Raw genomic sequence first — 25,047 nt, 5'->3', positions numbered from 1 at the left:
GGTGCCGGGCGGGTCAGGGGGCCAGGAGCGTGGAGAGCGTCTCGAGGCAGCGCTGCAGCTCGATCGAGGGGTCCAGCAGCCATTGGATCTGCAGGCCGTCGGAGGCGGCGACGATGAGGGCGGCGATCTGCTCGGGGTCGACGTCCTCGCGGATCCGCCCCTCGGCCTGCTCGGCGCGCAGACGCTTCTCGAGGTCGCCGCGGACCCGTTCGAAACGCCCGGTGAAGTACTCCTTGGACGGTCCGGACTCCGCCTCGAGGGACGCGGCCACGAGGGTCGAGTAGAGCTGGACCAGGCCGGGGACCTCGGCGTTCGCGATCGCGGAGCGGACCATGACGTCCACGGCGGAGGAGGGGTCCGAGGCGAGGGTCCCCCGCTGCGCCTCGGCGTGCTCGTACACGGCGACGAGAAGCTGCTCGCGCGAGTCGAAGTAGTGCAGCAGCGCGGCGTGGGAGACTCCGATCGCGCCGGCGATGCGGCGCAGGGAGGTGCCGTCCGCACCGCGCTCGCGGAACACCTCGATCGCCCGATCGAGGATCTCCTGGCGGCGGGCGACGCCCTTGGAGTAGGAGCCGAGCCGGCCGATCGGCGAGGCGGCATCGCGCTCGGCGGTGTCCGCGCCGTCTGAGGGTCCGGGATGCTGCGTCGCTGTCATGGCCCCATCTAATCAGACGGAAACCTCCACATGGAGGAATCTTCGTGCTAGCGTTTCCCCCAGCACCCCGAAGCGGGTGCGGACCTCACCCTGACGACGACGTACGAAAGCAGGTCACTCGTGGCTCTCCCCATCGCATCCGTCCAGCTGTACACGCTGGCTGCGGAGTTCACCGCCGACATGAACGGCTCCCTCGACAAGCTCGCCGCGATCGGGCTGAAGAACGTCGAGGCCTTCGACTTCGTGCGCCGTCCCGCGGAGATCCGCGCCGCGCTCGATGCCAGCGGACTGAGCTCGCCGACCGGCCATGCCCCCCTGCTCTCCGACGAGCTGTGGACCCCGGACGGCTCCATCCCCACCCCGAGCCAGGAGGTCGTCTTCGAGGCGGCCGCCCAGATCGGCATGAAGACCGTCATCGACCCGATGGTCCCCACCGAGCGCTGGCTCACCGAGGACGGCGTGAAGGACATCGCCGAGCGCATGAACGCCGCGAGCGAGAAGGCCAAGGAGTTCGGCCTCGCCGTCGGCTACCACAACCACGCCCAGGAGTTCCTCGCGGACTTCGACGGGCAGACCGCCTACCAGCGCTTCCTCTCCCTCGTCGACCCCTCGGTCGAGATCGAGCTCGACCTGTTCTGGGCGCTCGTGGGCGGTCAGGACGTCGTGGGCCTGGTCAAGGAGCTGGGCGACCGCCTCGTGGCCATCCACGTCAAGGACGGCGTCGCCCCGGCCTCGAACCCCTTCGCGCCGGACGCCCCCAAGTTCAACTCCTCGGACCTCGACCAGCGCCATGCGGGCGAGGGCGACGTCCCCACCGTCGAGGCGCTCAAGGCCGCGACGAACGTCAAGTACGCCGTCATCGAGTACGACAACGTGCCCGGCGACGTGTTCGAGGACATCAAGGACAGCTACCGCTTCCTCATCGATTCCGGGCTCGCCGCATGAGCGTCGGCGTCGGCTTCATCGGCGTCGGGGTCATCTCCGACACCTACCTCGAGAACCTGAACTCCTTCCCCGACGTCGAGGTCCTGATCGTCGGCGACCTCGACCAGGACCGGGCGAAGTCGCAGGCGGAGAAGCACGGCGTCCCCGCCTGGGGCTCCGCGCAGGACGTGCTGGACCACCCGGACGTGAAGGTCGTCGTCAACCTGACGATCCCGGCCGTCCACGCGGAGATCTCCTCCGCCGCGATCGCCGCGGGCAAGCACGTCTGGACGGAGAAGCCCCTGGGCCTGGACCGCGAGTCCACCTCGGCCCTGCTGGAGCAGGCCGCGGAGGCCGGGCTGCGGGTGGGCTGCGCTCCCGACACCGTGCTCGGCGCCGGCGTGCAGACCGCCAAGCGGGAGATCGCCAAGGGCACCATCGGCCGCCCCCTGTTCGCGCAGACCTCCATGCAGTGGCAGGGCCCCGAGGTCTTCCACCCCAACCCGGCCTTCCTCTTCGCCCAGGGCGCAGGCCCGCTGCTGGACATCGGCCCGTACTACTTCACAACCCTGGTGAGCCTCTTCGGCACGGTCGAGAAGGTCGTCGCGACCGGGCTCAAGGCGACCGAGGAGCGCACCATCCAGGTCGGCCCGAACGCGGGGGAGACCTTCCCCGTCGAGGTCCCCTCGACGATCTCCGTCCTCACCGTCTTCGAGGGCGGGCAGCAGGGCAACTCGCTGCTCAGCTTCGACTCCCCGCTCGCCCGCCAGGGCGTCGTGGAGATCCACGGCACGAAGGGATCGCTCGTCGTCCCGGACCCCAACATGTTCGAGGGCCGCATCGCCTACGTGCACCCCTTCGAGTCCTTCGGGGAGAGGCCGCCGGAGCAGGAGTGGATCGAGGTCCCGCAGGAGGGTCCGGTCGCCGGCCGCGGCCTGGGCCTGCTGGACATGGTCCGCGCGATCGCCGAGGACCGTCCGCACGTCGCCAGCGGCGAGCTGGGCTACCACGTCCTGGACGTCATGCTCTCCGCGGAGGAGTCCGCCGCCTCCGGCGAGTTCGTGACCGTCGAGAGCTCGATCTCCGCCCCGGTCCCGCCGGTGCCGGTCGACTTCGACCCCTACGCGAGCACCCTGTGAGGCGCTGAGAGCGCAGCCCCGACGCCCCGCCCCCGGTCCTGCCGGGGGCGGGGCGTCGGCCTTCCTGCTCGGGCGTCCCGGCGGGGGCGACGGCGCGAGTAGGGGACGATGCCGATGCGCAGTAGGGTCGACCCATGAGCGAACGCGCCACCTACCTGCTCGTCGACGGCGAGAACATCGACGCGACCCTCGGCGGATCCGTGCTGGGCCGCCGCCCGCATCCCGAGGAGCGGCCCCGCTGGAACAAGCTGCTGGCCCGCATGGAGGAGTCCTGGCAGCAGCCCGTCACGGGCCTGTTCTTCCTCGCGGTCGGCGCGGACCTCCCCGTGTCCTTCGTGCAGGCGCTGCTGGCCATCGGCTACCGGCCCATCCCTCTGCAGGGCGAGGGCAAGGTCGTCGACATCGCGATCCAGCGCACCGCCGAGGCGCTCACGGAGCGCGCGGCCGATGTCGCCCTGGTCAGCCACGACGGCGACTTCATCCCGCAGATGGCGGCCCTGGCCGAGGACCCGGAGCGCCGCACGGCGGTGATCGGCTTCAGCGAGTTCGTCTCCGCGGGCCTGCGGGCCGTGCCGGGCATCGAGATCTTCGACCTCGAGTACGACATCGAGGCGTTCACGAGCCGCCTGCCGCGCGTCCGGATCATCCCGATCGACGAGTTCGATCCGCTCGAGTTCCTCTGAGAGCCGGCCCGCCCGACGGGCTGGTCGCGCCCGGCTAGACTGGCCGGGCGCTCCGGCGCCACACCGCTGCGGCCCGAGGTGGCCCCGGTGGGGCTCCGCGGCCGGAGCACGTCCTGCAGATCGAGGGAGGGACCCCGATGTCCGAATACACAGGTGTCGCCGTCAGCGCCGGCCGGGTCGTGGGCGAGGTGCTCACCATGGCCCCGCCCGTCGCGGAGCCGCCGGCAGGCCAGGCCCCGACAGCGGGGGCGGACGCCGCCTCCGAATCGGAGCGCATCCCCGCCGCGGCGGCATCGGTGCAGGCCCAGCTCGAACGGCGCGCCGAGCGCGCGACCGGCGGCGGCAAGGCCGTCCTCGAGGCGACCGCGCAGATGGCATCGGACCCGACCCTCGTGCAGAGCGCCCAGGCCCTCGTGGCCGGCGGGCTCAGCGCCGAGCGCGCCGTCTGGGAGGCCGGCGACCAGGTCGCGACGATGCTCGAGGGGCTCGGCGGCTACATGGCCGAGCGCGCGGCCGATGTCCGCGACGTCCGCTCCCGCATCGTCGCCGAGCTGCGCGGCGAGCAGGCCCCCGGCATCCCGGAGCACGAGACCCCGTTCATCCTCGCGGCGGTCGACCTCGCCCCCGCGGACACCGCGACCCTGGACCCGGCGCGGGTGATCGCGCTGATCACCTCCGACGGCGGCCCTCAGTCCCACACCGCGATCCTCGCCCGCCAGCTGGGCCTGCCCGCGATCGTCGCCGCCAGGGGCGTGGACGCGATCGCCTCCGGCACCGAGGTCTTCGTCGACGGCGCGCACGGCACCGTCACCACGGAGGTCACCGATGACCATCGCCGACAGGCGGAGGCCTGGGCGGAGCTGCAGAAGAACCCGCTCACCTACGAGGGCGGCGGCGCCGTGCTGAAGGACGGCACGCGGATGCAGCTGCTCGCCAACATCGGCAACGCGAAGGACGCGGAGAAGGCCGCCGCCGCGAATGCCGATGGCGTGGGCCTGTTCCGCACCGAGTTCCTGTTCCTGGACCGCGAGGACGAGCCGAGCGTCGAGGAGCAGACCGCCGCCTACCGCGACGTGTTCGCGCACTTCCCCGGCAAGAAGGTCGTCGTGCGCACGATCGACGCGGGTGCTGACAAGCCGCTGCCCTTCCTCACCGATGCCGATGAGCCCAACCCCGCGCTCGGTGTGCGCGCCTACCGCACCTCCTGGGAGAAGCCGCAGGTCCTCGCGCACCAGCTGGACGCGATCGCGGCCGCTGCCGCCCAGACCGAGGCGAAGCCGTGGGTGATGGCGCCGATGATCGCGACCCTCGAGGAGACCGAGGACGTCGTCGCGCAGTGCCGCGAGCGGGGTCTGGACCCCGCGGGGATCATGGTCGAGACCCCTGCCGCGGCGCTCACCGCGGACCGGCTGCTGGGATCGGCGGCCTTCGCCTCGATCGGCACCAACGACCTCACCCAGTACACGATGGCCGCGGACCGGCAGCTGGGCTCCCTCGCCCACCTCAACGATCCGTGGCAGCCGGCCGTCCTCGCCCTCGTGCAGGCCACCGCCCGCGGCGCGCGGATCGCGGGCGGCGACGCGGAGGCGTACGGGGAGAGCGCGAACCGTCCCGTCGGGGTGTGCGGCGAGGCGGCCGGGGACCCGGCCCTCGCCGTGGTCCTCGTGGGCCTCGGCGTGAACAGCCTGTCGATGACGCCGCGCTCCCTGCCGGCGGTCGCGACGGTGCTCGCGTCGGTGTCGCTGGAGGAGGCCAAGGCCCTGGCGGCCGCGGCCGTCGCCGCCCCCACCGCCGCCGCGGCGAAGGACGCCGTCCGCGCGGGTCTGCCGATCCTGGAGACGCTGGGCCTCTGAGCCGGCCGGGCGCGCCATCGGCCCCGCCGCAGGCCCGCTCGACATGGCGAGAGGGCGGTTCCGTGTCAGACCGTGCAGGTTCTGAACCGGAACCGCCCTCTCCCGATGCGGCGGATGCCGATGCGGGGCCGATCAGGCCTCGGCGTCGAGGTCCTTCTCGAGGAGGGCGGCGAGAGCGGCGACCGACTCCTCCGCACCCTCGCCCTCGGCGCGCAGCGTGACCTCGTCACCGTTGCCGGCGCCCAGGGTCATGAGCATGAGGATGCTGGAGGCCTGGACAGGGTTGCCGCCGGCCTTCTCGATGGTCACCTGCGCGGGCTGCTCGCCCGCTGCCTTGGCGAAGATGGAGGCGGGGCGGGCGTGGAGCCCGGATGCGCTGGCAACCTTGACGGTGCGCTCTGCCATGGTGAGTGCCTTTCTCGGAGCCGCGCCCCGGGGGATGCGGCGGAAGCGATGGTCGTAGGGGTAACGCTACCTCGGGACCTCGGCCGATGCGGCCCCTGCGCGCAGGTCGGCAGGACTCGTCCCGCCCGGAGCCCGCTGCGCCGCGCTCGGAGACGAGAGGGCCCGGGCGAGTCGCCCCACCCGGGCCCGGAGAGGTGCTCCGACGATCGGGAGCGGCCCCCGCCGATCAGGAGGCGAGCTCGGCGATGCGGGCGGCGATGACGGCGCGGGCCGCCGGGTAGAGCGGATGCTCCTCCTCGAGGCCCGTGAGGGTCGCCGTGGTCACATCGGCATCACCGCCCGCGAGGAGGGCCTGGACGCGCGTGACCTCCTCGTCGCCCTCCGGGGTGAAGCGCAGGGCCGCGGCCAGGGCCTGGAGGAGCGAGCCGTGGTCCAGCCCCCGCTCGGCGAGCTCCGCCGCGGGAGCGATGATGCGCTCGTGGCGGGAGAGCTTCCGCTCCGGGGCGCGGCCCACGCGCTCGACGGTGTCGGGAAGATGCGGGTTCGCGAAGCGCTCGAGGATCTTCGCGACGTAGGCCTGCTGCTGCTCCATGGAGAAGCCGTGCTTGGCCACGAGGAGGGTCGCCGTCTCGGCGAGGGTCCCGGCGACCTTCGCGCGGATCTCCGGATCAGAGATGGCGTCGGCGATCTTCTCGATGCCCGCGGCCCAGCCGTGCCAGGCTGTCGTCGCGTGGCCCGTGTTGACCGTGAACAGCTTCCGCTCGATGTACGGCTCGAGGTCGTCCACCCAGGTCACCCCGGGGATGTCCGGCTCGCCGCCCGCGAAGGGGGTGCGGTCCACGGCCCATTCGAAGAAGGTCTCGACGGTCACATCGAGGCCCGCATCGGGCGCCTGGGCGGGGACGATCCGATCCACGGCCGTGTTCGCGAACACGGCCCTGGCGTCGAGGTCCTCCCCGGTGTACGCCCTGCGCACCTCTGCCTCGAGGATGTCGGTCGCGTTGATGGCGTTCTCGCAGGCCATCACCGCCAGACGGGGGGAGCCCGCCGGGCGGGCCGCGATGCCCTCGGCGATCACAGGGGCGACGAAGCGCAGGATGTGCGCGCCGACGGCGGTCGTGACGACGTCGGCCGAGGCGATCTCCGCGACCGCCGCGTCCTTCTCGCTCGCGGAGTTCACGGCCCGGAAGCCGTCGACCACGGTGTCGCTGCCGGCGCTGCCGACCGCGTGGACCGTGTACGAGTCCGCCTGCTGGAGCGCGGCGATCAGGGCCTCCTGCACATCGGCGAAGACCACCTCGTATCCTGCCTCGTGCAGCAGCAGGCCCACGAACCCGCGGCCGATGTTGCCTGCTCCGACATGCACTGCCTTCATGAGATGCTCCTTCTCCTCGCGGTCCGTGATCAGTTCGTCTCGAAGATCGCGCGGATCTCCTGGGCGGATCCGGCCTCCTCGAGCCGCTGCACCTGCGCCGGGTCCGAGAAGATCATGGCGACCTTCTGCAGCAGGTCCAGGTGCTCGTTCCCGACCCCCGCGATGCCGACGACGAAGCGGACCTCGTTGCCGTTCCAGTCGATCGGCTCGGGGTAGCGCACGAGGGACATGCCCGAGCGGGTGATCGAGGACTTCGCCTCATTGGTGCCGTGGGGGATCGCCAGGCCGTTGCCCATGAACGTCGAGACCGTGGCTTCGCGGTCGTGCATGGCCGCGACGTAGGCGTCATCGACCGCGCCGGCGGCGACCAGCAGGGCCCCGGCCTCGTCGATCGCGGAGCCCGCATCGCGCGCGGTTCCCGCGACGAGGATCGAGGACAGCGGCATGATCTCCGGCGCCGCATCCGCGGAGCCCGAGGAGGAGGCGGCCGCTGCGGAAGCGCCCGCAGCGCCGCCCGCAGCGGCAGCTCCGGCGGGAGCGGCATCGGCCGCGGGGGCATCCGAGGCCGGGGCGTCCCCGGAGTTGCGGGCCGTCACCAGCTCGACCACCTCGTCGTAGCGCGGCGAGTTCATGAACTGGTCGACGGCGACGTGTATCGCGGAGCCGGTGCGCTCGGCGGCGCGGTCGGCGAGCTCCTTCTGGGTGACGACCACGTCCCACTCGTCGGCGAGGCTCGAGATCGCCTTGTTCGTGACCTCGATGTCCGTGAAGCCCGCGGCGCGGACCTTCTTGCGCAGCACCGTCGCCCCCATCGCGGAGGAGCCCATGCCGGCGTCGCAGGCGAAGACGATCCGGGAGATCGGGCCGGTGTGGCCGGAGTCGGCGATGCCCGAGGTGCCGGCCGCGGCGCCCGTGAGGGCCCCGGCGACCGAGGACTTCTTGCCCTTCATCTGCTCCATCTTCGCGGTCGCGGCGGCGATGTCGCCGTCGTCCTGCTTGCCCACGCGCAGCAGGATCGCGGAGAGCGCGAAGCTCACGGCCGCGGCGGCCAGGACCGCCAGGGCGATGCCGAGGTAGGAGTCACGGGCGGCGACGCCGAAGATCGCGAAGATCGAGCCGGGGGAGGCCGGGGCGATCAGGCCCGTGCCGAAGGCGACGTTCACGGCCACGCCCGCCATGCCGCCGCCGATCGCGGCGAGGATGAGGATCGGCTTCATGAGCACGTACGGGAAGTAGATCTCGTGGATGCCGCCGAAGAACTGGATGATCGCGGCGCCGGGGGCGGAGGCGCGCGCGGCGCCGCGGCCGAAGATCGTGTACGCGAGCAGGATGCCGACGCCGGGGCCGGGGTTCGCCTCGAGCAGGAACAGCACGGACTTGCCCTGCTGGCTGGCCTCGGACAGGCCCAGCGGGGTGAGCACGCCGTGGTTGATCGCGTTGTTGAGGAAGAAGATCTTCGCCGGCTCGATGAGGATCGACACGAGCGGCAGAAGGTGCGCCAGCACCAGCGCCTCCACACCCGCGGACAGGGCGCTCATCAGACCGTTCACCACCGGGGCCAGCCCGAAGAACCCGAGAACCAGCATGATGAACCCGAAGATCCCGGCGGAGAACATGTTCACGAGCATCTCGAAGCCCGCGGGGATGTGGTCCTGCCACAGCGCATCCAGCTTCTTCATGACCCAGGCGGCGAGCGGGGCCATGATCATCGCGCCGATGAACATGTGCACCTGGCCCAGCTCCGCGTAGTCCGCAGCGGCGTTGCCCTGAGAGACCCACTCCTCGAGCAGGCGCGCGTTCTCCTGCGCGATCAGCCAGTCCGAGCCGCCGATCACGCCCATCGTCGCGATCACGCCGACCACGGCGCCCCGCGCCTCGTACACCATGCGCCCGCCGGTGTTCGCGATGAGCAGGGGGAGCAGGTAGTGGATCATCGGGCCGACCACGCTCGCGAGCGGCTCGTTCGGGGTCCAGCCGTCCGGGATGAAGAACGCGGTCAGGATGCCCCAGGCGATGAGCGCCGGGATGTTCGGCATCACCATGTTCGACAGGGACGTGCCGACCTTCTGCAGGGCGACCCGGGGGCTGAAGCCCGGCCGGGCCTGGGTCGTGGTGGTCATCGCTGATCCTTCCCGATGGGCCGCGCGCGGCAGGGCTGCGCGGGGGAGCGGGCCCCGATCGCCGGCGGCGCGGACGAGAGGGGCGTCGGCCCGATTCTAGGCGGTGCTCAGACGGTGGTGGGGGCGGCGGTCCGGGACTGCTCCACGACGGCGTCCTGGTGGGGGAAGACGAAGCGCCCGTAGGTCACGTAGCGGAAGGAGGTCGAGACGACCTGCCCGATGAGCGTGCCGGAGATGTTGTCCGCGAGCGGGGAGTCCAGGCCCAGCACATAGCGGGAGAACGCGAGGCAACCCAGCTGGAGGAGCGTCGTGATCACGTTGACCAGGACGAACGCGAGGACCGAGCGGGTCGTGCGGGGGACCTCGCGATCCCCGAAGGTCCACAGCCGATTGCCCAGGTAGGTCAGGCATGAGGCGACGGAGACGGTGATGACCTTCGCCCAGATCGGGTGCGCGAACAGGACGCCATGCCCCCACCCCTGCCCGGGCTGCCAGAACACCAGGAGGTTGTACAGGGCCGCGTCGAGGAGGAAGACGAGGCCACCGACGGTCAGGAACTTGAGGCTCGGACCGAGGTGGCGGTTCAGCAGACCGCGCAGCACGCCGAGCACTCTACCGGCCGCCCCTGCACGGGCCCCGGGATGCCGCGTATGATCGATGCTCGCCGTGGCGACGGACCTGCCCGCTGAAGGGCGGTCCTGGGAGCGCTCGGACGCGCATCGGACCCATCGGCCGATGCTCCCGACACCTCTCGAGGAGATGCCCCATGACGCATGTCGCCCTGTCCATCGCCGGCTCCGAGGCGACCGGCGGCGCCGGCGCGCAGACCGACATCAAGACCTTCCACCAGCTGGGGACCTTCGGCACGGTCGCGCTGACCTGCATCGTCTCCTTCGACCCGAAGAACAGCTGGGGCCACCGCTTCGTGCCCGTCGAGCCGCAGGTGATCGCCGACCAGATCGAGGCGACCACCGCGAACCATGACATCGACACCGTGAAGATCGGCATGCTGGGCACCCCCGCGACGATCGACGTGGTCGCCGATGCCCTGCGGGAGCACGAGTTCCGGAACGTGGTCCTGGACCCGGTGCTGATCTGCAAGGACGAGTCCGAGGGCGGCTTCGCCCTGGACACGGACACCGCCCTGAAGGCGCAGATCCTGCCGCAGGCGACCTTCGTGACCCCGAACCTCGCCGAGACCGAGATCCTCTCCGGGATCCGCCCGATCGAGACGGTCGAGCAGCTCGCGGAGGCCGCGAAGGCGATCCACGCCGCCTCCGGGGCGGTCGTCCTCGCCAAGGGCGGGGTCGGCATCGCGGGGGACGAGGCCGTGGACGTGTTCTACGACGGAGAGCAGGTGGTGGAGCTGCGCAGCCCCAAGGTCGGCCAGGAGCGCGTCTCCGGCGCCGGCTGCACCCTCGCCGCCGCCGTCACCGCGGAGCTCGCCAAGGGCGCGACCCCGCTCGAGGCCGCCCGCACGGCGAAGGCCGTGGTCACCGACGCGATCGAGAACCGCCAGCCCTGCCACGCCCCCTTCGACGCCGTCTATCAGGGGAACTACCGTCCCTGAGTCACGAAAGGGTCCCGATGCCCGGGCAGATGTCCGCCCGCGTGGACATCTGCCCGGGCAGGGAACCATAGTGAAGTCCATGAGCGATGAGCAGACGCCCCCCGCAGGACGCCGCGAGCCCGCCGCGGGGACCGCGGCCCCGGACCGCTCCGGCGCGCCTCTCATCTCCGTGCGGGGCGTCGACAAGCTCTTCGGCGACTTCCAGGCCCTCAAGGGCATCGACCTCGACATCCATCGCGGCGAGGTGGTCGCGCTGATCGGTGCCTCCGGCTCCGGGAAGTCCACCCTGTGCCGCTGCATCAACCGGCTCGAGACCATCACCCGCGGGGAGATCCGCATCGACGGGGAGCTGCTGCCGGAGGAGGGCAAGGACCTCGCGCGGCTGCGCAGCGAGGTCGGCATGGTCTTCCAGTCCTTCAACCTGTTCCCGCACCTGCGCGCCGTCGAGAACGTGACCCTGGGGCCGATGAAGGTCCGCGGCGTCCCCAAGGCGCAGGCCCGCGCGGAGGCCATGGACCTGCTGGCCCGCGTCGGGCTGCAGGGCAAGGAGATGAACCTCCCGGCCCAGCTCTCGGGCGGTCAGCAGCAGCGCGTCGCGATCGCACGGGCCCTGGCCATGCACCCCAAGGCGCTGCTGTTCGACGAGCCGACCTCCGCGCTGGACCCCGAGGTCATCAAGGAGGTCCTCGATGTCATGACGGAGCTCGCCGAGCAGGGCATGACGATGCTCGTGGTCACCCACGAGATGGGCTTCGCCCGTCACGTCTGCGACCGCGTCGTGTTCATGGACGCCGGCGAGATCGTCGAGGCGTCCGAGCCCGAGGCCTTCTTCACGAACCCGGGCTCCCAGCGCGCGAAGGACTTCCTCGGCAAGATCCTCGCCCACTGAGGCGCAGGACGCTCCGCTGCTCCCGACCGCGGGCCCGGGGACCGGCCCGCACTCCCTCCCATCCACCGCCCCATCCATCGGACCTCCGTCCACCGGATCTGAACCCAGGAGAACCCAGATGACCAGCACCAGCCACCGCCCCGGACGGCGGGCCCTCCTCGCCGTCGCCTCCGCCCTGCCCGTCGGCGCGGCCCTGGCCGCCTGCTCGAGCGACACGGGCGATGCGCCCTCCCTCGGCGGCGACGGAGGCGCGAGCGACGGAGGCGGTGCCGGCACCTCCGCCTACGACGCCGTGATCGCCGCCGGCCCCGTGGCCGAGGAGTCCGTCGTCTCCGGCAGCGCGTGGGCGAGCGCGATCAAGGAGAAGGGCACGTTCACCCGCGGCGGCACCACCGCGAACCAGGTCTTCTCGATCATCGACCCCGCCACCGAGAAGGTCACCGGCTTCGACGCCGGGATCACCCAGCTGCTGGCGAGGTACATCCTCGGAGACGGCGGACAGGACAAGGTCGAGTACATCGACACCACGGTCGAGACCCGCGAGACGATGGTCCAGAACGACACCGTCGACGCCGTCATCGCGACCTACTCGATCACCCCCGAGCGCCTCGAGAAGATCGCGTTCGCCGGCCCGTACTACCTCTCCGGCACCGCGATCCAGGTCCGCACCGAGGACGCCTCGAGCATCTCGGGCCCCGAGGACCTCTCCGGCAAGAACCTCGTCACCCAGTCGAACTCGACCGGGATCCAGGCGATCGAGGAGCACGTGCCGAACCCGGGGAACGTCGAGACCCTCGCGGACAACGAGTCCTGCGTCGCCGCTCTCAAGCAGAAGCGCGTGGACGCCTACGTGCTGGACCAGGGCGTGCTGCTGGGGAACTCGAAGGCGGACCCGGACGTGACGGTGGTCGGCGAGCCCTTCACCGAGGACCCCTACGGGATCGGTCTGAACAAGGACAAGGACGGCCTCGAGTTCGTCAACGCCTTCCTGCAGGCGATCATCGACGACGGCACCTGGGCGAAGCTGTACGAGGCGACCATCGGCCAGGTCATCGACGGGGAGGTCCCCTCCCCGCCGACCATCGGCGAGCTGCCGGCCTGATCGGAGCATCCGCGTGGAGATCATCCTCGAGAACCGGGCGGTGCTGCTGGGCGGCATCGGCACGACCATCGCCCTGACCCTGCTCGCCTATGCGTTCGCGCTCGTCCTGGGCACGGCGCTCGCGGTGTGCCGGGTGAGCCCGATCCCGCCGCTGCGCGGGGCGGCGACGGTCTACGTGGAGATCTTCCGCAACATCCCGCTGCTGAGCCTGCTGATCCTCATCGCCTTCGGGCTGCCGGATGCGGGCCTGCTGCTGCCGTACTTCTGGTGCGGGGTGCTCGCGCTGACGCTCTCGAGCGCGGCCTTCGTGTGCGAGAACGTCCGCTCGGGCATCAACACCGTGCCGGTGGGGCACGCCGAGGCGGCCAGGTCGATCGGCCTGGGGTTCTTCGGCGTGCTCCGCTACGTGGTGCTCCCGCAGGCCTTCCGCACCATGATCTCCCCGCTGATCAACGTGTTCATCGGGACGTTGCTGGGCTCCTCGCTGTGCGCGGCGATCTCCGTCGCGGAGATCACCTACGTGACCCAGAAGCTGAACATCCAGACGGCGGAGGCGGTGCTGCTGTTCCTCGTGGCCGGAGCCGTCTACCTCGTGCTGTCGCTGGGCGCGGCCTACGGCGGGCTCGCCCTCGAGAAGGCGATCGCCCCGGGGCGCCGCTCGCGGCCCAGCCCCACCGCGCAGGCGATGGGAGCACAGGCATGAGCAGCACCGCGACCCAGGTCCTCTTCGACGCCCCCGGCCCCCGGGGACGGCGACGCATCCTGCTGATCTCGATCCTCAGCGTTCTGGCGATCGCGGCTCTGCTGGGCGCCGGGCTGTGGCAGTTCGCGAGGAACGGCCAGCTCGATGCCGGGAAGTGGCTGCCCTACCTGCGACGGGACTACATCGACTTCCTCCTGGAGGGGCTCGGCGGGACGCTGCGGGCGACCGCGGTCGCCGCCGTGTTCGCCTTCCCCTTCGGGCTGGTCCTCGCGCTCGCGCGGCTGTCCGGGGTGGGCTTCCTGCGCTGGGTCGCGACGGCGTGGATCGAGTTCTTCCGCGGCATCCCCATGCTGCTGGTGGTCTACGCCTTCCTGCTGGCGCTGCCCGCCTACGGGGTCACCTTCGACCGCTTCTGGATGCTCGTCGTGCCGATGATCCTCGTGTCCTCCGCGACCACCGCCGAGGTCTTCCGCGCCGGCATCCGGGCGGTGGACCGCGGCCAGCACGAGGCCGCCGCGGCGATCGGGCTGAGCGGATCTCAGACGATGATCTCGGTGATCCTGCCGCAGGCCGTGCGCCTCGTGCTGCCGAGCCTCATCCTGGCGCTCGTGTCCCTGCTGAAGGACTCGACGCTCGGCTACGTGGTCAGCTACAACGAGCTGCAGTTCCAGGGCAAGACGATGGTCTCCCTGACCCGCTTCCTGGTGCAGACGTACCTGGTGGTCTCCGCGATCTACATCGTCATCAACCTCCTGCTCACGCGGGCGGCGCTGCTGCTGGACGCGCGGATGCAGAAGCGGGCCGCGCGCGCCTGAGCGCGGGGTCGATCACCGGCCGGCGTCCCGGTCAGGTCTCGACGGCGGTCTGTCAACCCGCGATCGATCTCCGGGTGCGGCGACCGCCGGGACGCGTTCGTCCGTCGGCCTCGTGCCGTAGGGTCGAACGCACCGACGACCTCGAGCGAGGGGACAGGACCGTGATCGGATTCGAGAACGTCCGCAAGGAATACGCCGATGGGACCGTGGCGGTCGAGGACTTCAGCCTCGAGATCGCCTCCCACGAATCGGTCGTGCTGGTGGGGACATCCGGGTCGGGGAAGACGACGCTGCTGCGGATGATCAACCGGATGGTCGAGCCCACCGCGGGCCGCGTGCACATCGACGGAGACGACGTCGCGGGCCTGGATCCGGTCGCGCTGCGCCGCAGCATCGGCTACGTCATGCAGGCCTCCGGGCTGATGCCGCATCGCACCGTCCTCGACAACGTCATGACGGTGCCCCTGCTGCGCGGGACCGCGAAGGCGACGGCCCGCGAGCGGGCGCTCGAGCTCCTGGGGACCGTGGGCCTGGACGCGAAGCTCGCCCGGCGCTACCCGGCGCAGCTCTCGGGGGGCCAGCAGCAGCGGGTCGGCGTCGCCCGGGCCCTCGCCGCCGATCCGAACATCCTGCTCATGGACGAGCCCTTCGGTGCCGTCGACCCCATCGTCCGTGCCGAGCTGCAGGCAGAGCTGCAGCGTCTCCAGCACGAGCTGCGCAAGACGATCGTCTTCGTCACCCATGACATCGACGAGGCGTTCCTGCTGGGGGACCGCATCGTGCTGCTGAGGCCCGGCGGGGCGATCGCACAGGTCGGGACCGCCGCGGAGATCCTCGCCGCTCCCGAGGACGACTTCGTCGCCCGGTTCGTCGGTGCCGAGCGCGGACGCCGCAGCCTGCGTCTGGTCGAGCAGGGCGGCAGGCAGATCCTCGTGGACGACGCGGGCCGTCCTGCCGGCGTCCTCGCCGGTTCCGATCCGGGGACAGGTGCGGGCGGCGCATGAGCTGGATCCTCGACAACATCGACCTGATCGGCTCCCACACCCTTGCGCATCTCGCGCAGGCGCTGCCGCCGATCCTCGCCTCCTTCCTGCTCGCCCTGCCGATCGCGAAGGGCGCGACGGCGCTGGGCTGGCTGCGCGGCGGCGTCAGCACCGCCTCCGCGCTGCTGTACGCGATCCCCTCGCTGCCGCTGTTCATCGTGCTGCCCATCATCCTCGGCACCTCGATCCGGTCGCAGATCAACATCGTCGTCGCCCTCACCCTGTACGGCCTCGCGCTCATGGTCCCCGCCGCGATCGATGCCTACCGCTCGGTCGACACGGATGTGCTGCGCTCCGCGACCGCGCAGGGCTACGGGCCCGCCGCCCGCTTCTTCCAGGTCGAGCTGCCCCTCGCCGGTCCCGTGCTGCTGGCTGGCCTGCGGGTCGTCGTGGTCTCGACCGTCTCGCTCGTGACCGTCGGCGGCGTCCTCGGCGTGCCGAGCCTCGGCATGCTGTTCGTGGACGGCTTCCAGCGCGGGATCACCGCGGAGATCCTCAGCGGCATCGTGCTCACCGCAGCCCTCGCCCTGGCGCTGGACGCCCTGCTCGTCCTCGTCGGGCGAGCCCTCATGCCATGGGCCTCCGGCAGACCGGGCCGGGCGGTCGCCGGTGTCGCGGACGACGACGGGGGCCGCGCATGAATCAGCTGCTGAAGGCCCTCGCCTGGCTCGCCGACCCCGCCCGCTACGGCGGGCCGAACGGCATCACCGCCCGCCTCCTCGAGCATCTCGGCTACACGGTGCTCGGCGTCGTGATCGCCGCCGTGATCGCCGTCCCGATCGGCCTCTTCGTGGGACACACGGGCCGCGGGCGGGGCCTCGCCGTCGCCGTGAGCGGCGCCGCCCGTGCCCTGCCCACCCTGGGGCTCGTGACCCTGTTCGCGCTGCTGCTGGGCATCGGCCTGCTCGCCCCGACCCTCGCCTTCGTGCTCCTGGCGATCCCCTCGCTGCTCGCGGGCGCGTACTCCGCCTGCGAGGCCGTGGACGCGCGGGTGACCGACGCCGCCCGCGCCCAGGGCATGACCGCGTGGCAGATCCTCACCCGCGTCGAGCTGCCGCTGGGGATGCCGCTGCTGATCACCGGCCTGCGCAGCGCCACCCTGCAGGTCATCGCGACGGCCATGCTCGCCGCCTACGTCGGCAACGGGGGGCTGGGCCGGTTCATCTTCCTGGGGCTGAAGACCCAGGACTATCCGCAGATGCTCGCCGGCTCCCTGCTCACCATCGCCCTCGCTCTCGTCCTGGACGCGCTGCTGCTGCTCGTCCAGGCGCTCACCCGCCCTCGAGGCCTCGCCGAGCGCTGACCCGCTCCTGAGGGCCGCCCTCGGCTCTCCGTCCTCCGACCTCCGGCCTGCCCGCCCGATCCGCCCCGACCACAGGAGAACCGTCATGACCGCACCGCTGTGCCCCACCCGCCGCCGCGCCGTCGCCGTCCTCGGCGCCGGTGTCCTCGCCGCGACCGCCGCGGCCTGCTCGAACAGCGACCCGCTCGCAGACGACAGCGATGCCCCCGGAGGCGGCGCCTCGGACGGAGGCGGAGCCTCCGGCGCCGCCGAGCTGGTCGTCGGCTCCCAGGCCTACTACTCCAACGAGATCATCGCCGAGCTCTTCGCCCAGGCGCTCGAGGCGGCCGGCCTCGTCGTGCGCCGCGAGTACCAGATCGGCCAGCGCGAGGTGTACATGCCGGAGCTGGAGTCCGGCGCGATCGACGTGCTGCCCGAGTACACCGGGAACCTGCTCCAGTACTACGACAAGGACGCCGCGACCGCGAGCCCGGAGGAGGTCGCCCAGGCGCTCTCCGAGGTGCTTCCGGGCGCGCTCGCCGCCCTGCCCTTCGCGGCGGCGACCGACCAGGACTCCTACACGACCACCGGGGACTTCGCCTCCCAGAACTCGCTGAGGACCATCGCGGATCTCGCGAAGGTCGACGTCCCGCTGTCGATCGCCGCCAACAGCGAGTTCGAGGCCCGTCCCTACGGGCCCGCGGGCGTGAAGGAGGCCTACGGCGTGGACATCACCCTGGTGCCCGTGGAGGACTCCGGCGGCCCCCTGACCGTCAAGGCGCTCACCGATGGCGACGTGCAGCTCGCGGACATCTATTCGGCGGATCCGGCGATCGCGAAGAACGGGCTGGTCACCCTCGAGGACCCGGCGTCGCTGATCCTGCCGCAGAACGTGGTGCCGATCGTCTCGGCCAAGGTCGACGACGCCGCCGCGGCCGCGATCGCGAAGGTCACGGACCAGCTCAGCACCGAGGAGCTCATCGCTCTGAACACCCGCAGCGTCGACGAGCAGGCGAAGTCCGCGGACATCGCCCGCGACTGGCTCGCGGAGAAGGGGATCGCGGCATGAACGGGACGACCGCCTCCGCCCCGCGCGGGGTGATCGCCGTGACCGGTGCGAGCGGCAGGATCGGCGGCCGGGTCGGCGAGCTGCTCGCCGCGCACGTCCCCGCCTCGCGGCTGCGGCTCATCGCACGGGACGCCGCCCGAGCCCCGCGGATCCCCGGAGCCGCGGTGGCGGAGGCGAGCTACGCGGACCCTGCCGCATGCGCTGCGGCGCTCGAGGGCGTCGCGACGCTGCTGCTCGTCTCCGCCGCGGAATCGGCCGATCGCCTCGCGGAGCACGCATGCGTGATCGACGCCGCGGCGCGCGCCGGCGTGCGGCACATCGTCTACACGTCGTTCCTGGGGGCGGCGGCCGATGCCGAGTTCACCCTCGCCCGCGACCACGGCGCGACCGAGGACATGCTCCGCGCCGCAGGGCCCCGCTGGACCTTCCTGCGGGACAGCTTCTACGCCGACGTCCTCCTCGACTTCGCGGGCCCCGACCGTGTGATCCGCGGCCCCGCCGGGACGGGCCGCTGCGCCTTCGTGGCCCGAGCGGACGTCGCCGCGGTCGCAGCGCGCGTCCTGCAGGATCCGGCGCCGTGGACGGGGCGTGCCCTCGACCTCACCGGCCCCGACGCCCTCGACCTCGCGGAGGCCGCCGCGATCATGAGCCGGGTGCGCGGGCAGGACTTCGCCTTCGTGGACGAGACGCTCGCGCAGGCGCGGGCCTCCCGTGCGCCGTACGGGGCACCGGAATGGCAGGTCGAGGCCTGGATCAGCACCTACACGGCGATCGCCTCGGGAGCGCTCGACGTGGTCTCCGGACATGTCCAGGAGGTGCTGGGGCGTCCGCCGATCCCGCTCGCCGAGGTGATGGCCGCTCCGCTCTGAGCCGGGGCGGGGGTGCCCGAGGGGTGGGCACCTCAGCGCTCTTGGTGCAACTGGGGGGTTGCAGTTCGGGTTCGAGGGTGCCATGATCGGGATGCACCGCCCATCCCACCCAGGAGCGCACCATGACCGACCACCCCGTCCCTGCTGCGGAACCCGACGAGATCCTCCGTTCGGTCCGCATCGCCGCCAGCCCGCAGACCGTCTTCGACGTGATCCGCGAGCCCGGATGGTTCATCAACGAGGGCGCCTACGTCCCGCATGAGATCACCGACCTCGGCGACGGCACCTTCCGCGTCGTCGACCCCGTCCATGGCGCCTTCGTGATCGCTGCCGATGTCCTCGAGCCGCCGCGCCGGGCCGTCTTCCGCTGGCTCGGCGGCGATGCCGGGGAGTTCGCGGGCGCCCCGACGACGACCATCGAGTTCACCCTCGTGGCGGAGGGCCAGGGCACCCTCCTCACGGTGCGCGAGAGCGGCTTCGCCTCGCTCGATGAGGATTCCCTCGCCCGCCGGCGCCGCATCGAGGAGAACACCGAGGGCTGGGAGATCGAGCTCGGCATCGCCCGCGACGTGGCCGAGCAGCGCGCCGCGTGAGCACCCGCGCCTCGACCGCCCGCCGGCTCGGCGCCCGCGGGACCGTGCCCGGCGCGGCCCCGGAACCCGCCGGCACCCCGCGCGGCGCCGGGGCCGCGGACCCTTCCGCATCTCAGGGGTGGGCGTCGGCGCAGCTCATCGGTCCGGAGGCCGATGCGCTCCTCGCCGCGCTCGCCGAGCCGATGCGGCGGCGCGTCCTCGCGCGTGCGGCCGAGGACCCGTCCGATGCGGGGAGCATCGGCCGGGACCTCGGCATCACCCGGCAGGCCGCCGCCAAGCACCTGCGCGTTCTCGAGGACGCCGGCCTGGTCCGGGCGCGGATGCAGGCCCGGCGCCGAGTGCATCAGCCCGTTCCCGAGAGCATGCGCACCCTCGCCGAGCTGCTCGATGCCGTCGCGAGGGGCTGGGATCGGCGCCTGGACGTGATCGCCCGCGAAGCCGAGCGGCGCGACCGGGCGGCGGGGGAGGCCTGAGCGCGGGGCCCGAGCCGGCGTTCCCGGGCTACGCTCGGGGCATGGGACGGGTGACGCAGGCCAGACGCATCGAGACCGTGCGCATCCGGGACGGCAGGCTCTTCCACGGCCGCAAGGGGGACCACCTCGCGGTCGAGGAGCCGCTGGACATCCGCCTGAACGGACAGCCGCACTCGGTCACGATGCGCACCCCCGGCCACGACGTCGAGCTGATCCACGGCCTGCTGCATTCCGAGGGGCGCATCCGCACCCGTGAGGACATCGCCGAGGCCCGCTACTGCGACGGCGCGGTCATCGAGGACGCCTCCGGCCACGCCCGCAACACCTACAATGTCATGGACTTCACGACGCGCCGTCCGCAGCTGCTGCCGGTCCTCCCGCGCAGCTCGGTGACGACCTCCGCCTGCGGCGTGTGCGGGGCTGCGAGCATCGACGACGTCCGTCAGCAGGGCCGGTACGCCCTGGCCCGGGACTGGACGATCACGCCCCAGGCGATCCTCACCGCCGGTCGGGCCTTCGACGCCGAGCAGACCGTCTTCCGCCGCACGGGCGGCATCCATGGCGCCGCGCTCGTCACCCCGTCCGGGGAGATCCTCGTCCAGCGCGAGGACGTGGGGCGCCACAACGCCGTCGACAAGGTGATCGGCTGGGCGCTGCTGCAGGACCTGCTGCCCCTGTCCGGGCATCTGCTGCTGGTCTCCTCGCGGGCGAGCTTCGAGATCGTCCAGAAGGCCTACCTCGCCGGGATCCCGCTGCTGGCGTGCGTCAGCGCCGCCAGCTCCCTCGCCGTCGAGACCGCCGAATCCGTCGGCATGACCCTGGCGGGCTTCGTCCGCGGCGGCGAGGACGGCGACGGCCGGATGAACCTGTACACCCACCCCGAGCGCATCGACCTCAGCGCTGCGCAGTAGCCGTCGGGGGTGTCCCGCCCCGCCGATCCCGTCCCCTTCCGTCCCGCCGCGCATCGTTCCCCGCGCCCGGTGGGCCCGCGACCCCCGCGCCCGGTGGGCCCGCGACCGCCGCGTCCGTTGTACCCGCGATCGTGGGTTCCCGTACCGATATCGGCCCCGAAACGGTATGCGGACCCACGATCGGCGTGAAGCCGGGGTCCGGTGATCGGGCGCTGCACCGCTGCTCCTCCCCAATCCCGCCTGTCCACATCGGCTCCGGAGGGGAGAGGGCCTGGAGCTACGGTCATGCCCATGAGACGGGACCTGGCGACGTACGACGGAGCGCTGATGGCCCGGCATGTCTGGCGCGCCCTCGGTGTCCACCCGCGGACGCTCGCCGGTCCCGCGTACACGAGGGTGTTCACGGGATACTGGACCCCCACGGATCATCCGGCCTCGCTGAACACGATGTGCTGGGTCCTCCAGCGGGCGATCCTCCCCGATGCGGTCATCTGCGGAGCGACCGCCGCGCTGCTGCACGGGATCGCGCTTCCGGCCGCTTTCGAGGACGGCATCGCGCTCCTGCGTCCGCGGTTCGAGGACGAGCACCTCTATGCGGCCTCGTCCATGCCCGCGGTCCCATCCGTCCGGAGGGGCGCTTCCCTGCGCACCGGGGCGAAGCTTCCGAACATCCATGTGCGCCTGGACCCGCGCACTCCCGTCACGCGTCGGCGGGGGATGGTGATCCACCGGTTCGAGTCGGGGCCGACGGCCCAGCGGGGGCGGGTGCGGCTCTCCTCGGTGGTCGAGGTGCTGCGCGAGCTCGCGGCGGATCTTCCGCTGTACGACCTGGTTGCCGCGATCGACGGGGTCATCGGCGCCGGGCAGCCGGTGCGCGGCGTCACGCGGGAGGACATCGCGGCTCGCATCGCGGTGCTGGGGGCGCGGCCGGGCATCGCGCGGCTCCGCGAGGCGCTGGACCGGTCGCGGGAGAACGTCCGCTCACCGAGCGAATCGGTGATGCGGATGCTGATCGTCGATGCCGGCCTGCCGGAACCCCGGGTGAACGTTGCCGTCCTGGACCCGGAGACCGGCCAGCTGCGCGTCCTCGATCTGGTCTGGGAGGGTGCGATGCGCGTGCTCGAGTACGACGGGGACGTGCACAGGACGAAGGCCCGGTGGCGCGAGGACGAGACCCGAGCCGACGAGCTCCGTGCGCTGGGGTGGGACATCGTGCGGGCGAACGGCGACGACCTGCTCAGGCCGTTGCGGATCCTCCTGCGCGTCGCGAAGGCGCTGCGAAGGCGTGGCATCGAGGTTCCGTCCGACGAGCGCATCCGCGCCTTCGTCGCGAGCCTTCCGTCACGGGATCTGTCGTTGCGGCTCGCCGAGGAGCAGCTCTGAGGTGACAGCTGCCCTCGGTCGTGGGTTCTCGTACCATTCGACAGCCGATTCTGGTACGAGAACCCACGATGGTCGGGTGGGGGGCGGGCAGGTCGGCCGGGTCGGGTGGGGCCCGGGATCGTGCAGGTGGGGTCCCCGGGGCGTGCAGGTGGGGGAGCTGGGGGGAGCTCCGGCAGGTGGGGGAGGCGCGAGGCTGCTCAGCGCAGGGCGAGGAGGCCGGCGGCGGTGACCTCGTCGACGACGATGTCGGTGGCGACCCCGGCGCGGAGGGCTGCCCGCAGCGGCAGGGACTTCGAGCGGCCCGAGGCGACGAGCAGCCGGTGCGGGATGCCGGCCAGCTGCGAAGGGTCCGGGCCGGACCGGCGCTGGTTCATCGCGATGTCGCGGTACGTGCCGTCCGCTCGCAGGAAGACGGTGCAGACATCGCCCACGGCGCCGTCCGCCCGCAGGGAGGCGAGGTCGGCGGGGGCGAGATAGTTGTTGGTGTACACGTGGCTGGGGACCTCGGCCTCGAAGGCGCCCACGCCGAACACCGCGAGCGTGCACTGCTGCTGGGTCGCGAGCACGCGCTGCACCGAGCGCTCGCGCCACATGGCGGCGCGCGTGTCGGCGTAGTCGAAGAAGGCGGGGACAGGGAAGTGGTGCACGGTCGCGTCCCACAGCTCGGCGGCGCGGGTCAGCATCGCGGAGACGTAGGTCAGGCCCGCTCCCTCGGTGTCGATCGCTCCGTTGAGCTGGACGATCCGCAGGCCCGGCGTCGGGCGGGGGCGCAGCTGGGCGACGAGCGCGGAGACCGTCGTCCCCCAGGCCATGCCGACGGTCATGCCCGGCTCGAGCAGGTCCTCGAGCACGGCGGCGCCGGCGGCGGCGACGGACTGGAGTCGCTCGCGCTCTCCCGCCGCCGGGGGGACGGCGACGACGTGCGCACGCACGCGGTAGCGGTGGGAGATCGTGCGGCGCAGCTCTTCGAGGCGCGGAGCACCCGGCGGATGCAGGGAGATCTGGACGAGGCCCTCCTCGCGGGCATCGCGCAGCATCCGCGAGACCGTGGAACGGGACACGTCGAGCGTGCTCGCGATCGATTCCATCGTGTGGCCGTCCTCGTAGTACATCCGTGCAGCGCGGAACGTCGTCTCGAGGCGGTTCGGGGGAGCCATTCTCCCAGTCTTGCACGTTCGTGCACGGGCCTTGCGGCGCGATGCACAGGTGTTCCACGATGGCTGCACCGCCGCAGGCGTCGTCCCGCAGGGAGGGCCACCGGCGCCGCCGCACACCCAGCGAAGGAGCTCATCCGTGTCTGCACAGCCTGCACAGCAGCGATCCGCCCTGACCCCCGCGTCCCGCACGGAGCATCTGGCACGTCTGCGCGCGGCCACGGCGGAGGAGCCCCTGGACGTGCTCGTCGTGGGCGGCGGCGTCAACGGGGCGGGAGCCGCCTTCGATGCGGCGACGCGCGGTCTGTCCGTCGGCCTCGTCGAAGCCCGCGACTGGGCCTCCGGCACCTCCTCCCGTTCCTCCAAGCTCATGCACGGCGGCCTGCGCTACCTGCAGATGCTCGACTTCAAGCTCGTCGCGGAGGCGCTGCGGGAGCGCGACCTGCTCATCGAGCGCACCGCGCCGCACCTGGTCAAGCCCATCAAGTTCGTCTTCCCGTTCTTCAAGAAGGTCATCGACCGCGGCTTCATCGGCTCCGGAGTCATGCTGTACGACGCGATGCAGTCCGTGGGCCGCAAGCGCGCCGTCCCCTTCCACCGTCATCTGCTGCACGCGAAGATGCTCGAGGTGTTCCCCGCGCTGGACGGGGACAAGGCCGTCGGCGCCCTGGAGTACTACGACGCGCAGATGGACGATGCCCGCTTCGTGATGATGCTGGTGCGCTCGGCCGCGCAGCACGACGCCGCCGTCGCCAACTACACGAGCGTCGTCGGCTACCTCCACGAGGGGCCGCGCGTGGTCGGCGCCCGGGTCCGCGACGAGGAGACCGGCGAGGAGTTCGAGGTCCATGCTCGCGAGACGATCCTCGCCGGCGGCGTGTGGACGCAGGAGCAGCAGGAGCTCGCCGGGGCCGATGCCGGCCTGGAGGTCCTCGCCTCCAAGGGCATCCACGTGACGGTCGCCCGCGACCGGATCCCCGCCGTCCCCGACACCGGCATCATCACCCAGACCGAGAAGTCGGTCCTGTTCATCATCCCGTGGGACGAGTACTGGGTGATCGGCACGACCGACACCCCGTGGGACCAGGACGTCGCCCACCCTGCCGCGACCAGCAGCGACATCGACTACGTGCTGGAGCAGGCGAACGCGATCCTCGCCCAGGACCTCGGCCGCGAGGACGTGATCGGCGTCTACACGGGCCTGCGCCCGCTGCTTCAGCCGGTGAAGAAGAAGGGCGAGAAGTCCAGCAAGGTCTCCCGCGAACACACGGTGATGGAGGTCGAGCCGGGCCTGTCCGCGATCGCGGGCGGCAAGTTCACGACCTACCGCGTGATGGCGGAGGACGTCGTCGACTTCGCGATCCGGGATATCGAGCCGAACCGGCCGAGCCTGACCCGCACCGTCCCCGTGATCGGAGCGCAGGGCTATGCGGCGCTGGTCCGCGACAAGGCGGCGCTCGCGGCCCGCTACGGCTTCGACGAGATCCGCATGGACCGGCTCCTGTTCCGCTATGGAGCGCTGCTGACCGAGGTGCTCGCCCTGATCGACGAGGACGCCGAGCTCGGGACGCCTCTCGAGCACGCCCCCCGCTATCTGCGGGCCGAGGTCCTCTACGCGGTGCGGGCCGAGGGCGCCCGCCATCTGGCCGATGTGCTCCAGCGCCGGACCCGCACCGACTACGAGACCCGCGACCGCGGCGCGGATGCCGCCGCGGAGGTCGCTGCGCTGATCGCCGCGGAGCTCGGCTGGGACTCCGCCGCCCAGGAGCGAGAGGTGCGCACCTACCGGGACTTCATCGCCGCCCGCCTCGCGGGCGAGCAGACCGCCGACGACGCGGCTGCCGCCGCGGCCGTCGCCGCCGCCCCGGAGGTCCCCCTCCGAGGCTGACCGCCCGTGGTCCCCGGGCGCGGCCCGGGGACCCCGCTCGGCACGACCCTGCACGTCCTGGAGGGCTTCCGCACCCTGCGGAGTCCGATTCCTCCGGAAGGTCCGACCTTCCGTGCACGTCCGAGAACCACCGTTCCCCCTCCGCCGAC

25 protein-coding genes are annotated in these 25,047 nt (G+C 71.9%); 19 read left to right on the top strand and 6 right to left on the bottom strand.

What is annotated here, in order from left to right:
• Positions 1 to 13 precede the first annotated feature (13 nt).
• Complete coding sequence (locus tag ACFFF6_RS02335; protein ID WP_376977854.1) at positions 14 to 655, bottom strand: TetR/AcrR family transcriptional regulator; 642 nt, start codon at positions 653 to 655, stop codon at positions 14 to 16.
• 120 nt (positions 656 to 775) lie between these two features.
• Between ACFFF6_RS02335 and ACFFF6_RS02330 the strand changes: the two genes are divergently transcribed.
• The 4 genes from ACFFF6_RS02330 (at position 776) to ptsP (ending at position 5,254) form a co-directional block, all read left to right on the top strand.
• Complete coding sequence (locus ACFFF6_RS02330) at positions 776 to 1,600, top strand: sugar phosphate isomerase/epimerase family protein (protein WP_376977853.1); 825 nt, start codon at positions 776 to 778, stop codon at positions 1,598 to 1,600.
• Positions 1,597 to 2,718 (top strand): Gfo/Idh/MocA family protein, encoded by a 1,122-nt coding sequence (locus ACFFF6_RS02325; protein WP_376977852.1) that lies wholly within the window; start codon positions 1,597 to 1,599, stop codon positions 2,716 to 2,718. The genes ACFFF6_RS02330 and ACFFF6_RS02325 overlap by 4 nt, the downstream gene beginning before the upstream one ends.
• Before the next feature lie 134 nt (positions 2,719 to 2,852).
• Positions 2,853 to 3,401, top strand: coding sequence for an NYN domain-containing protein (locus ACFFF6_RS02320; protein WP_376977850.1), 549 nt, complete (start codon positions 2,853 to 2,855; stop codon positions 3,399 to 3,401).
• Positions 3,402 to 3,538: 137 nt separating this feature from the next.
• Positions 3,539 to 5,254, top strand: coding sequence for a phosphoenolpyruvate--protein phosphotransferase (gene ptsP, locus ACFFF6_RS02315; RefSeq protein WP_376977848.1), 1,716 nt, complete (start codon positions 3,539 to 3,541; stop codon positions 5,252 to 5,254).
• A gap of 132 nt (positions 5,255 to 5,386) precedes the next feature.
• Here the strand turns inward: ptsP and ACFFF6_RS02310 are convergent, their stop codons facing one another.
• The 4 genes from ACFFF6_RS02310 to ACFFF6_RS02295 all read right to left on the bottom strand — a co-directional run bounded on the left by ACFFF6_RS02310 (position 5,387) and on the right by ACFFF6_RS02295 (position 9,756).
• Positions 5,387 to 5,659, bottom strand: coding sequence for an HPr family phosphocarrier protein (locus ACFFF6_RS02310; protein ID WP_376977847.1), 273 nt, complete (start codon positions 5,657 to 5,659; stop codon positions 5,387 to 5,389).
• 226 nt (positions 5,660 to 5,885) lie between these two features.
• Positions 5,886 to 7,034 (bottom strand): mannitol-1-phosphate 5-dehydrogenase, encoded by a 1,149-nt coding sequence (locus ACFFF6_RS02305; RefSeq protein ID WP_376977845.1) that lies wholly within the window; start codon positions 7,032 to 7,034, stop codon positions 5,886 to 5,888.
• 29 nt (positions 7,035 to 7,063) lie between these two features.
• Positions 7,064 to 9,154 (bottom strand): PTS sugar transporter subunit IIA, encoded by a 2,091-nt coding sequence (locus tag ACFFF6_RS02300; RefSeq protein WP_376977843.1) that lies wholly within the window; start codon positions 9,152 to 9,154, stop codon positions 7,064 to 7,066.
• Positions 9,155 to 9,261: 107 nt separating this feature from the next.
• Positions 9,262 to 9,756 (bottom strand): GtrA family protein, encoded by a 495-nt coding sequence (locus tag ACFFF6_RS02295; protein WP_376977841.1) that lies wholly within the window; start codon positions 9,754 to 9,756, stop codon positions 9,262 to 9,264.
• 164 nt (positions 9,757 to 9,920) lie between these two features.
• On the opposite strand from ACFFF6_RS02295, the gene ACFFF6_RS02290 reads away from it, so the two are divergent.
• From ACFFF6_RS02290 to ACFFF6_RS02225, 14 genes are all read left to right on the top strand, one after another.
• A complete protein-coding gene (locus ACFFF6_RS02290) occupies positions 9,921 to 10,724 on the top strand; it encodes a hydroxymethylpyrimidine/phosphomethylpyrimidine kinase (RefSeq protein WP_376977839.1) in 804 nt (267 codons plus the stop codon).
• Between the two features lie 79 nt (positions 10,725 to 10,803).
• Positions 10,804 to 11,613: an amino acid ABC transporter ATP-binding protein gene (locus tag ACFFF6_RS02285; RefSeq protein WP_376977837.1), complete on the top strand. Its 810-nt coding sequence runs from the start codon at positions 10,804 to 10,806 to the stop codon at positions 11,611 to 11,613.
• 118 nt (positions 11,614 to 11,731) lie between these two features.
• Positions 11,732 to 12,715, top strand: a complete 984-nt coding sequence (locus ACFFF6_RS02280) for a glutamate ABC transporter substrate-binding protein (protein WP_376977835.1) — start codon at positions 11,732 to 11,734, stop codon at positions 12,713 to 12,715.
• A gap of 13 nt (positions 12,716 to 12,728) precedes the next feature.
• On the top strand, positions 12,729 to 13,418 hold the full coding sequence (locus tag ACFFF6_RS02275) for an amino acid ABC transporter permease (protein WP_376977833.1): 690 nt from the start codon (positions 12,729 to 12,731) through the stop codon (positions 13,416 to 13,418).
• Positions 13,415 to 14,233 carry an amino acid ABC transporter permease gene (locus ACFFF6_RS02270; protein ID WP_376977831.1) on the top strand — a complete coding sequence of 273 codons (819 nt, stop codon included), beginning with the start codon at positions 13,415 to 13,417 and terminating at the stop codon, positions 14,231 to 14,233. Before ACFFF6_RS02275 ends, ACFFF6_RS02270 begins: the two co-directional genes overlap by 4 nt.
• A 161-nt stretch (positions 14,234 to 14,394) precedes the next feature.
• Positions 14,395 to 15,237, top strand: coding sequence for an ABC transporter ATP-binding protein (locus ACFFF6_RS02265; protein WP_376977829.1), 843 nt, complete (start codon positions 14,395 to 14,397; stop codon positions 15,235 to 15,237).
• A complete protein-coding gene (locus ACFFF6_RS02260) occupies positions 15,234 to 15,917 on the top strand; it encodes an ABC transporter permease (protein ID WP_376977827.1) in 684 nt (227 codons plus the stop codon). The genes ACFFF6_RS02265 and ACFFF6_RS02260 overlap by 4 nt, the downstream gene beginning before the upstream one ends.
• Positions 15,914 to 16,579, top strand: a complete 666-nt coding sequence (locus ACFFF6_RS02255; RefSeq protein WP_376977825.1) for an ABC transporter permease — start codon at positions 15,914 to 15,916, stop codon at positions 16,577 to 16,579. Before ACFFF6_RS02260 ends, ACFFF6_RS02255 begins: the two co-directional genes overlap by 4 nt.
• Positions 16,580 to 16,664: 85 nt before the next feature.
• Complete coding sequence (locus tag ACFFF6_RS02250; protein ID WP_376977824.1) at positions 16,665 to 17,627, top strand: ABC transporter substrate-binding protein; 963 nt, start codon at positions 16,665 to 16,667, stop codon at positions 17,625 to 17,627.
• Positions 17,624 to 18,496 carry an NAD(P)H-binding protein gene (locus ACFFF6_RS02245; RefSeq protein WP_376977822.1) on the top strand — a complete coding sequence of 291 codons (873 nt, stop codon included), beginning with the start codon at positions 17,624 to 17,626 and terminating at the stop codon, positions 18,494 to 18,496. The genes ACFFF6_RS02250 and ACFFF6_RS02245 overlap by 4 nt, the downstream gene beginning before the upstream one ends.
• A gap of 122 nt (positions 18,497 to 18,618) precedes the next feature.
• Complete coding sequence (locus ACFFF6_RS02240; RefSeq protein ID WP_376977820.1) at positions 18,619 to 19,089, top strand: SRPBCC domain-containing protein; 471 nt, start codon at positions 18,619 to 18,621, stop codon at positions 19,087 to 19,089.
• Positions 19,086 to 19,562, top strand: a complete 477-nt coding sequence (locus ACFFF6_RS02235) for an ArsR/SmtB family transcription factor (protein ID WP_376977818.1) — start codon at positions 19,086 to 19,088, stop codon at positions 19,560 to 19,562. The genes ACFFF6_RS02240 and ACFFF6_RS02235 overlap by 4 nt, the downstream gene beginning before the upstream one ends.
• 41 nt (positions 19,563 to 19,603) lie before the next feature.
• Positions 19,604 to 20,473 carry a formate dehydrogenase accessory sulfurtransferase FdhD gene (fdhD, locus tag ACFFF6_RS02230; protein ID WP_376977816.1) on the top strand — a complete coding sequence of 290 codons (870 nt, stop codon included), beginning with the start codon at positions 19,604 to 19,606 and terminating at the stop codon, positions 20,471 to 20,473.
• 291 nt (positions 20,474 to 20,764) lie between these two features.
• Positions 20,765 to 21,856: a putative endonuclease domain-containing protein gene (locus ACFFF6_RS02225; RefSeq protein ID WP_376977815.1), complete on the top strand. Its 1,092-nt coding sequence runs from the start codon at positions 20,765 to 20,767 to the stop codon at positions 21,854 to 21,856.
• Between the two features lie 197 nt (positions 21,857 to 22,053).
• Here the strand turns inward: ACFFF6_RS02225 and ACFFF6_RS02220 are convergent, their stop codons facing one another.
• The gene (locus tag ACFFF6_RS02220) at positions 22,054 to 23,013 is read right to left on the bottom strand and encodes a sugar-binding transcriptional regulator (RefSeq protein ID WP_376977813.1); all 960 of its coding nucleotides are present in this window, start codon (positions 23,011 to 23,013) and stop codon (positions 22,054 to 22,056) included.
• A 136-nt stretch (positions 23,014 to 23,149) separates the two neighbouring features.
• Between ACFFF6_RS02220 and ACFFF6_RS02215 the strand changes: the two genes are divergently transcribed.
• Positions 23,150 to 24,898: a glycerol-3-phosphate dehydrogenase/oxidase gene (locus ACFFF6_RS02215; RefSeq protein ID WP_376977811.1), complete on the top strand. Its 1,749-nt coding sequence runs from the start codon at positions 23,150 to 23,152 to the stop codon at positions 24,896 to 24,898.
• The last annotated feature ends 149 nt before the right edge of the window (positions 24,899 to 25,047 follow it).

The sequence above is a fragment of the Brachybacterium hainanense genome (assembly GCF_042434575.1).
GTDB lineage: Bacteria > Actinomycetota > Actinomycetes > Actinomycetales > Dermabacteraceae > Brachybacterium > Brachybacterium hainanense.
The sequence above is the reverse complement of the archived record's forward strand: the minus strand, read 5'-3'. Positions and strand labels throughout refer to the sequence as shown.

Bases quoted from the DNA above. Each gene is read 5' to 3' on its own strand.
- ACFFF6_RS02335 (WP_376977854.1), bottom strand. From the start codon at position 655: ATGACAGCGACGCAGCATCCCGGACCCTCAGACGGCGCGGACACCGCC.
- ACFFF6_RS02325 (WP_376977852.1), top strand. From the start codon at position 1,597: ATGAGCGTCGGCGTCGGCTTCATCGGCGTCGGGGTCATCTCCGACACC.
- ACFFF6_RS02320 (WP_376977850.1), top strand. From the start codon at position 2,853: ATGAGCGAACGCGCCACCTACCTGCTCGTCGACGGCGAGAACATCGAC.
- ptsP (WP_376977848.1), top strand. From the start codon at position 3,539: ATGTCCGAATACACAGGTGTCGCCGTCAGCGCCGGCCGGGTCGTGGGC.
- ACFFF6_RS02310 (WP_376977847.1), bottom strand. From the start codon at position 5,659: ATGGCAGAGCGCACCGTCAAGGTTGCCAGCGCATCCGGGCTCCACGCC.
- ACFFF6_RS02305 (WP_376977845.1), bottom strand. From the start codon at position 7,034: ATGAAGGCAGTGCATGTCGGAGCAGGCAACATCGGCCGCGGGTTCGTG.
- ACFFF6_RS02300 (WP_376977843.1), bottom strand. From the start codon at position 9,154: ATGACCACCACGACCCAGGCCCGGCCGGGCTTCAGCCCCCGGGTCGCC.
- ACFFF6_RS02290 (WP_376977839.1), top strand. From the start codon at position 9,921: ATGACGCATGTCGCCCTGTCCATCGCCGGCTCCGAGGCGACCGGCGGC.
- ACFFF6_RS02285 (WP_376977837.1), top strand. From the start codon at position 10,804: ATGAGCGATGAGCAGACGCCCCCCGCAGGACGCCGCGAGCCCGCCGCG.
- ACFFF6_RS02280 (WP_376977835.1), top strand. From the start codon at position 11,732: ATGACCAGCACCAGCCACCGCCCCGGACGGCGGGCCCTCCTCGCCGTC.
- ACFFF6_RS02270 (WP_376977831.1), top strand. From the start codon at position 13,415: ATGAGCAGCACCGCGACCCAGGTCCTCTTCGACGCCCCCGGCCCCCGG.
- ACFFF6_RS02260 (WP_376977827.1), top strand. From the start codon at position 15,234: ATGAGCTGGATCCTCGACAACATCGACCTGATCGGCTCCCACACCCTT.
- ACFFF6_RS02255 (WP_376977825.1), top strand. From the start codon at position 15,914: ATGAATCAGCTGCTGAAGGCCCTCGCCTGGCTCGCCGACCCCGCCCGC.
- ACFFF6_RS02250 (WP_376977824.1), top strand. From the start codon at position 16,665: ATGACCGCACCGCTGTGCCCCACCCGCCGCCGCGCCGTCGCCGTCCTC.
- ACFFF6_RS02245 (WP_376977822.1), top strand. From the start codon at position 17,624: ATGAACGGGACGACCGCCTCCGCCCCGCGCGGGGTGATCGCCGTGACC.
- ACFFF6_RS02240 (WP_376977820.1), top strand. From the start codon at position 18,619: ATGACCGACCACCCCGTCCCTGCTGCGGAACCCGACGAGATCCTCCGT.
- fdhD (WP_376977816.1), top strand. From the start codon at position 19,604: ATGGGACGGGTGACGCAGGCCAGACGCATCGAGACCGTGCGCATCCGG.
- ACFFF6_RS02225 (WP_376977815.1), top strand. From the start codon at position 20,765: ATGAGACGGGACCTGGCGACGTACGACGGAGCGCTGATGGCCCGGCAT.
- ACFFF6_RS02220 (WP_376977813.1), bottom strand. From the start codon at position 23,013: ATGGCTCCCCCGAACCGCCTCGAGACGACGTTCCGCGCTGCACGGATG.